The organism is Arhodomonas sp. KWT, from assembly GCF_010993615.1.
The window spans coordinates 3444-11267 of record NZ_WNXE01000094.1; the positions used below are offsets into that span (position 1 = coordinate 3444).

Annotated in this window: 6 protein-coding genes; 3 read left to right on the forward strand and 3 right to left on the reverse strand. The window is 70.5% G+C overall.

Annotation, left to right across the window (positions count from 1 at the left end; all coding sequences use genetic code 11):
- Positions 1-27 precede the first annotated feature (27 nt).
- A complete protein-coding gene (locus tag G7A99_RS12900; protein WP_163140726.1) occupies positions 28-1239 on the reverse strand; it encodes a sulfotransferase in 1212 nt (403 codons plus the stop codon).
- Positions 1240-1412: 173 nt separating this feature from the next.
- On the reverse strand, positions 1413-1790 hold the full coding sequence (locus tag G7A99_RS12905) for a phasin family protein (RefSeq protein WP_018716336.1): 378 nt from the start codon (positions 1788-1790) through the stop codon (positions 1413-1415).
- A 142-nt stretch (positions 1791-1932) separates the two neighbouring features.
- Here G7A99_RS12905 and G7A99_RS12910 point away from each other — a divergent pair, with 142 nt between their 5' ends.
- The 3 genes from G7A99_RS12910 to G7A99_RS12920 all read left to right on the forward strand — a co-directional run bounded on the left by G7A99_RS12910 (position 1933) and on the right by G7A99_RS12920 (position 5812).
- Complete coding sequence (locus tag G7A99_RS12910; protein ID WP_018716335.1) at positions 1933-3090, forward strand: isocitrate/isopropylmalate dehydrogenase family protein; 1158 nt, start codon at positions 1933-1935, stop codon at positions 3088-3090.
- Positions 3091-3177: 87 nt separating this feature from the next.
- Positions 3178-4443: an aspartate aminotransferase family protein gene (locus G7A99_RS12915; RefSeq protein ID WP_018716334.1), complete on the forward strand. Its 1266-nt coding sequence runs from the start codon at positions 3178-3180 to the stop codon at positions 4441-4443.
- 151 nt (positions 4444-4594) lie between these two features.
- A complete protein-coding gene (locus tag G7A99_RS12920; RefSeq protein WP_018716333.1) occupies positions 4595-5812 on the forward strand; it encodes an MFS transporter in 1218 nt (405 codons plus the stop codon).
- A 422-nt stretch (positions 5813-6234) separates the two neighbouring features.
- Here G7A99_RS12920 and G7A99_RS12925 read toward each other — a convergent pair whose 3' ends face one another.
- A complete protein-coding gene (locus G7A99_RS12925; RefSeq protein WP_018716332.1) occupies positions 6235-7446 on the reverse strand; it encodes a pyridoxal phosphate-dependent aminotransferase in 1212 nt (403 codons plus the stop codon).
- Positions 7447-7824 lie beyond the last annotated feature (378 nt).

Below are 7824 nucleotides of genomic sequence, written 5' to 3' on the forward strand. Positions count from 1 at the left end.
CCCGCGCGGCGGTAACGGGCACCGCGCTCATGCCGTTCTCCGGCGATCGGTCAGCTCGTGCGCGGGGATCGGGACGGTCGCCGTGTAGTCGAACCGTCGTGCCGCGGGTGAGAGCGTGGCCGTGAACGCGTCGCCGTCACCGGCGTCGTGCCGGTGGCGGGAGCAGTGGGTGCGTGCCTGTCCGTCCAGCGCGTCGAGGCGGGCCTCGAACGCCGGTGCCAGCGGCAGGGACAGGATCGTGTAGATCCGGTGTACACTCGCCGCCAGCCGCGTGCGCTGGGCGGGCAGCGGCAGGAACACCGCCGTGCCGGGCGCGGTACGGCCCAGCGCCGCGAACAGGTGATCGTAGTAGCCGGCGAAACGGGCCGCCAGCCGGGCGTTGAACGCCCCGGAGTCGTAATCGCCGTGGCAGACGCGCAGCGACGGCTCCAGGCAGCTGAGCTGGGAGGACAGGGCCCGGGCCGGCTCGCGCACGCAGGCGATGATACGGGCGTCCGGGAACAGCGTGAGCAGCGTGTCGGTCAGGGGCGCGAAGGCGGCGTTCTTCGACAGCAGCCGCCGGCCGTCACCCCGGGCATGGAGGTGGCGGCGCAGACAGTCCCGGTAGAAGCCGCCGAGCGCCGCGCGTTCGTCCCGGTCCAGGGCCTCCCCGAAGGCCGCGAAGCGCCACAGCCAGCCGGCATCCGGGAACGGCACCACCAGCACGAAGCACCACAGCACCGGCAGCAGTACCAGGTAGTCCTCCTCCGGTGCGTCCGCGCGTACCGGATGGGTGTCGTCCAGTCCGGCGAACAGCCGGCGCTCGGCCAGCCGGCGCAGCCGTACCAGCGGTGCGCCGAGGCCGCGGTCCAGGCGGCCCACCGCCGCCCAGAAGCGGCACCACGTCACCGACACCCCGAACACGCATTCCCAGGCCCGGAAGGTGGTGAACTGGCCGTCCTCGGCGAGGGCCGCGTGCAGCGCAGTGGTGCCGCTGCGCGGCACGCCGAGGATGAACACCGGCGACGTCACCGGCGTGCGCCGGTAGCCGCGGAACAGGACCTCGTCGAGGGCCAGCCCGACGGTGTGATAGAGCCAGAATGGCGGAAACGCCAGCAGCAGGGCGCCGCGGGTGAGCAGGTGCCGCGGGCGGGGGCGCACGATCGCGCCGGGCCGCAGGCTCGTGGCCACGAGGGTGGCGTAGCGGCGCAGCGCGCGGCGCATCAGCCACAGGGTGGGGTTGGTGTCGGGCCGGATCATCGCCGGCAAGCATGCGCGCCGGTGCCGCCTCGCGCCATCACGTTGTATGACGCAGCGGTGACGATTCGATGACGATGCGGGGCGCGGACAAAGAATCGCCCCGCGGGATGCACGGGGCGAAGGAGGGGAGAGAGCCTGGTTGCGCCAATCGGCCACAGGGCCGATTGTCCGCCTCAGGCCGCGGCGGACTTGCCCTGACCCGTCGTGCTCTTGCCGCGACGCGTCCGGGTCCGACGGGCGGAGCCGCCGGCGGACTCGGCCAGCGCGCGGCCCATGCCGGCGAAGGCCTCGAGGTCGTCGGTCACGCGGCGGCCGAAGCGCGACGCGATATCCTGCTGACGACCGACGTAGTCCTGCAGGCTGGCGGCGTCGTGCACCGCGCTGGCCGCCCGGAGCTGCTCGACGCCGAGGCCGACATAGGTCCGCGCGGACTCGATCTGGCGGCTGGCGGCCTTCTCGGCGTGGTCGATCGCCGTCTTCGCGAAGCGCCGGGCCGGCTCGCCCGCCTCGTTCATCTGGTCGAACATCTGCTTGATCATCTGCTCGTACATGGGAGCCTCCCACTGTCCGTTGCTGTTGCAGTGCAACATAGCAGTGGTTTTTGTGCATCGCAACATCCGTTGGGCGCCGCTCGTCGGCCGGGGTCTGGTATCGTTACGCGGTCCATCTACTTTCATGCGAAGGAGGCCCGAGATGGCGCGATCGTCCTGGCGTGTGGCCGTGCTCCCCGGCGACGGCATCGGCCCCGAGGTGATGCGGGAGACCGTGACGGCGCTGGAGCGCCTTGCCGGTTCCGGCGGCGTCGATCTCCAGATGGAGCGGTTCGACTGGCCCTCCACCGCCTGGCACCGGGATCACGGCGAGCTCTGGCCGGCCGACTGGCGTGAGCGCCTGGCGCGTTTCGATGCGATCCTCCTCGGCGCCCTCGGCGATCCCGGTCCGCGTGACGATCCACAGCGCTACTGGCTGCCGGACGCCGTCTCGCTGTCGCCGCTGCTCGATATCCGCAAGGGCTTCGACCAGTGGGCGTGCGAGCGCCCGGCGACCCTGCTCGACGGCGCGCCACAGTTCCTCGCCGACGAGCGGGCCCGCGACATCGACATGCTCGTGATCCGCGAGAACAGCGAGGGCGAGTACGTTGGCCAGGGCGGACGTCTTGCGCCGGGCACCGCCCACGAGATCGCCACCCAGGTGGAGGTCTTCTCGCGCCGGGGGACCGAGCGGATCATCCGCCACGCCTTCGAGCGCGCGCGGCTGCGCGCCGCCGAACGGGCCGAGGGCAAGCGCGGCGAGCGTCATTTCACCGCCGCCGACGGCAGCGACGCGCGGGCCCAGGTGTGCCTGGTGACCAAGCGCAACGCGCTGCGCCACTGGGGTGAGCTCTATTCGGAGGTGTTCGAGACGGTCGCCGCCGACTATCCCGACATCGCCACCCACCACGAGCTCGTCGACGCTGCGTGCATGAAGTTCGTCACCAGCCCCTGGGCCTTCGACGTGGTGGTCGCGAGCAACCTCCAGGGCGATATCCTCACGGACCTCGCCGCGGTGCTCTCCGGCGGCATGGGGGTGGCGCCGTCGTGCAACATCAACCCGTCGGACCGGAGCCAGCCGCCGATGTTCGAGCCCACCCACGGCAGCGGACCGGACATCGCCGGGCGCAACCTCGCGGGCCCGCAGGCGATGATGCTCACCGCCGCGATGATGCTGGACTGGATGGGCGAGGAGGACCCGGCGGCGGAGGAGGCGGGCCGGCGGCTGCGCGCAGCGGTCGCGGCGGACCTCGCCGAGCACGGCACGCGGGTGCGTCCCACCGACGAGGTCGGTGCGGCGGTGCTTGCGCGCCTGGATTGAAAGCGCGTAACCGCCCGGCGTAGTGTCGGGAGATCGTGGTCAACGACCGGCCCCGGACGGGCGCCGGCAGGCAGTGAGGAGGCATCAATGAGCGAACACGAAGGCCATCTCTCGCCGCTGCTCAAGCAGTCCAGCGGTGTCCTCGCCGAGCGCGGCGAGGGGGTGTATCTCTACGACGAGAGTGGCGAGCGCTACCTCGACTTCACCTCCGGCATCGGCGTGCTCAGCACCGGCCACTGCCACCCCAAGGTGGTGGAGGCGGCCCAGCGCCAGATCGGCCGGGTGGTCCATGCGCAGTACGCCATCGTCCGCCACCGGCCGATCCTGGAGCTCTCCGAGAAGCTCGGCGAGCTGATGCCCGGGGCGATCGACAGCTTCTTCTACGCCAACGCCGGCACCGAGGCGGTCGAGGCCTCTATCCGTCTCGCGCGCCAGGCGACGGGGCGGCCGAACATCATCGCCTTCCGGGGCTGCTTCCACGGCCGCACCATGGGCTCGCTGTCGACGACGAGCTCGAGCTCGCCCGTGCGCCAGGGCGTGCAGCCGATGATGGGCGGGGTCGCGTTTGCACCGTTCCCCGACACCTACTGGTACGGCTGGGACGAGGAAACCGCGGCCCAGTTCTGCCTCAAGGAGCTGGACTACGTCCTGCAGACCATCAGCGTGCCGAAGGAAACGGCGGCGATGCTGATCGAGCCCGTGCAGGGCGAGGCCGGGTACGTCCCCGCGAATACCACCTTCATGAAGGGGCTCCAAGAGCGCTGCCGGGAGCACGGCATCCTGTTCATCCTCGACGAGGTCCAGGCGGGCAACGGCCGTACCGGCAAGTACTGGGCGTTCGAGCACTTCGGCATCGAGCCGGACGTCGTGGTGACCGCCAAGGGCATCGCCAGCGGCTTCCCGCTGTCGGTGATGGGCGCGTCGGACGCGCTGATGGCCAAGGGCTGGATGGGCTCCCAGGGCGGCACCTACGGCGGCAACGCCGTGGCCTGTGCGGCGGCGAGCGCCACCCTGGACGTCATCCGCGAGGAGGGCCTGGTGGAGAACGCCCGCGAGCGCGGCGCCCAGCTCCGGGCCCGGCTCGAGGAGCTCAAGACCCGCTATCCGGAGATCGGCAACGTCAGCGGCATGGGCCTGATGCTCGGCACCCACATGGTGGACGGACAGGGCCGGCCGGATGGTGACCGCTCGGCGCGGCTGCTCAAGGAGTGCGAGCGGCGCGGGCTGCTGCTGATCAAGTGCGGTGCCTGGGGCGGTCAGGTCGTGCGCTGGGTGCCGCCGCTGATCGTCGATGCCGAGCAGATCGACTGGGCGGCGGACCAGTTCGAGGCGGCACTGGAGGCGACGCGCTAGCGACGGGCAGCGTCCCTGCCACCGGAGGGGCGCCGGCCTGCGGGCCGACGCCCCTCTTCTCGTTGCGGCCCCCGCCGTCCCGGTGTGGGCCGAGTGGTCCGCGGCGCGGTCGCGGACCTCACCCACCCCATACGGAGCGAATGGCCCGGACGTGGACTACCTGCGCTTCATTCTCGAGAATCGCCGCTTTCTCGGCTTCGGTTTCCTCCTGGCCGTGCTCTCGGGCTACGGCCAGACCTACCTCATCTCGCTGTTCGGCGGCCAGATCCGCGAGACCCTGAATCTCAGCAACGGCGGTTTCGGCGGTGTCTACTCCACCGCCACGCTGATCAGCGGCTTCAGCCTGATCTGGCTCGGCCGGCTGCTCGACCGGGTGGACCTGCGCGTGTTCTCCGCCGCCGTGCTCGTGGGGGCGGCCCTGGGCTGCCTGCTGATGGCGGGGGTGAACCACGTGCTCGTCCTCGGCGTCGCGCTGCTACTGCTGCGCCTGTGCGGACAGGGTCTGATGATGCACACCGCGCAGACCACCATGGCGCGCTATTTCCACGAGCGCCGCGGTACGGCGATCAGCGTCGCCACGCTGGGGCTGCCCACCGGCGAGGCGGTGTTCCCGGCGGTGGTGGTCGCGGCGATCGCCGTGCTGGGCTGGCGGCAGACGTGGCTGGCGATGGCGCTGCTGCTGCTCGCCGTGGTGCTGCCCCTGGCGATGTGGCTGCTGCGGGGACACGGCCGCCGTCAGGAGGCCCAGGAGGCAGTGGAGCGCGAACGCGCGGCCGCCGGCAGCGACGGCGACTGGAGCCGCCGGCAGATGCTGCGCGACCCGCGCTTCTACGGCGTTCTGCCCGCGGTGCTGGCGCCCCCCTTCACCATGACCGCTCTGTTCATCCACCAGGTGCCCCTGGCCTCGGAGAAGGGCTGGCCGCTGGCCTGGCTGGCGAGCAGCTTCCTCGCCTTCGGCTCGTGCCACGTGCTCTCGCTGCTGGTCGCCGGTCCCCTGGTCGACCGCGCCGGTGGCCAGCGGCTGCTGCCGGTCTATCTCGCGCCGCTGGCGGTGGCACTGCTGGTGCTCATCGGCGTGGACGCGCTCTGGGGGGCGCCGCTGTACCTCGCCTGCGCCGGGCTCAGCATGGGTGTCGGCGGCACGCTGCTCGGCGCGCTGTGGGTCGAGCTCTACGGCACCCGCCACCTGGGTGCGATCCGGGCGCTGATCCAGTCGTTCATGGTGCTCTCGACGGCGCTGGCGCCGGGGGTCGTGGGCATGCTGCTGGATGCCGGGCTGGCGATGACGGATGTGGTCGCTGGCCTGCTCGCGTGGGTCGTGGCCGCCTCGCTCCTCGCTGCCGTCGCGGTGCACGCGGGCCGGCGGTGATCGTCGGCTGCCAGGAGCAACCGACCTTCAGGGCGTGCCGGACCGGCAGTCGTGGTGCACGCCGGCGGACGGTAGGGGGCCGGGTGGTGCGTGGTGGGCGGTGGTCTCGCCGCTCGGGTAGCTCGGTTGCTCCCGGCAACCGACAGCCGTGGTGGTGACACCGGAATGCCGGGGAGGTAGCCGTGCGGGATGTCCCCGCCGGCGGGTCGACTGTGCCGGGCGGCTGGCGCTGATGTCGGCTGCCAGGAGCAGCCGACCTACCGGTGGTCCCGGGGCGGTAGGTCGGGCACGGCCACGGGCCGTGTGCGACGTCTTCGCTGACTGGGGCTGCACGTCGCACGCCTGCGGCGCACGACCTACGCGCTGTCCGGCTGTCGTAACGACGCCCGGCGGTCGGTGCCGCCGGGCGTTGATGAGCCCGATTACCGCGGGCCGAGCTTCTGATCGGCGAGCCAGGGGATCATGCGCTCGAACGCCTCCTCGATCTGCTCCATCGAGTTGGAGTAGCTGATGCGGATGGCGTTGGAGGTGGTCTCGCCGAAGGCGTCCCCGGGGATCACGCACACCCCGATTTCCTCGAGCATGCGCAGCGCGAGCTGGCCGCCGTCGGTGTGCGGGGGCAGCGACGGGAAGATGTAGAACCCGCCCTGGGGCACGTAACCGCTGAGATACGGGGTCTGGTTGACGAGCTCCACCACGCGGTCGCGCCGGCGGCGGTACTCGGCCACCATCTCGTTCACGCAGCTCTGGTCGCCGGTCAGTGCCGTCACGCCCGCCCACTGCGCCGGGGTGTTGGCCACGGTGGTGGTGAACATGTGGTAGCGCCGCAGCTTCTTGATCGCGCCCTGGCTGGAGATGATCCAGCCGATGCGCAGCCCTGCCATGCTGTAGGTCTTGGAGAAGCTGGAGATGGACATGACGTGATCGAGGTCCGAGGTGCACGAGATCACGCTCGGGAAGTCCATCTCGTCGAGCAGCAGGTGGTCATAGACCTCGTCGGCGAACACGTATACGCCGCGGTAGGCCGCTTCCTGCACGATCGCCTCGACGGTCTCCTTGGGGTAGACCGTCCCGGTGGGGTTGTTGGGGGAGTTGAGCACGATCGCGAAGGTGCGCGAGCCGATCGCGTCGATGACCTCCTGGGGATCGATCTGGTGGCCGTTCTCGGCACGCGTGGGGATGATCTTCACCTCGCCGCCGTTCATCCGGATCAGCGGCGCATAGAGCACGAAGGTCGGGTCGGCGACGATGAACTGCCGTCCCGGCGCCGCGGTGGCGGTGAGCGCGAGGTACATGGCCTCGGTGGCGCCGGTGGTAACCAGGAAGTTTTCCTCCACCAGCTCGCGGTCGTAGCGCTCGCTGTAGTAGTCCTTGAGCGCGGTGAGCAGCTCCGGCAGGCCGGCGTCGAGGGTGTAGCCGGTCTGGCCTGCGCGCAGGGCGTCCACGTACGAGTCGACGATGTGCTTGGGCGTCGGGAAATCCGGCTGGCCGATGGACAGATGGATGACGTCATCCATCTGCGCGGCCATATTGATCATCCGGCGGATACCCGGCATGGGAATCGCCTGCAGCGCCGGGCTGAACATCGGTGCCGCGGTGTGCTCGTACTGGTCCATCTCCACCGGATTGACCATCGGCCTCGTCTCCCCTGTTGTGTTGGTTTAACGCTTCGACGTTAGACCCCCCTCACACGGGGGGTCAATAGGTCTTTTCCGATGCGCACAACGCGCATGTTGACGCGCCTGACGGGCGGTGAGTACTGTCGCTGTCAGTGCCCAGATACACCCGTGTGCACGGCCGGTGCGCGCGGGCATCCACCCAGGGAGCAAAACCATGATCGAATCGCCGTTACTGCCCCGTATCGCGGGCTACATCAACGGTCAGTGGACCGACGGCAAGTCGCGCCCGATCACCGTGACCAACCCCGCCAACGCAGAGACCCTGGCGGAGTTCCCGGGCATGGGCGAGAACGACACCCTCGATGCGGTGCGTGCCGCCGAGGGGGCGCTGGC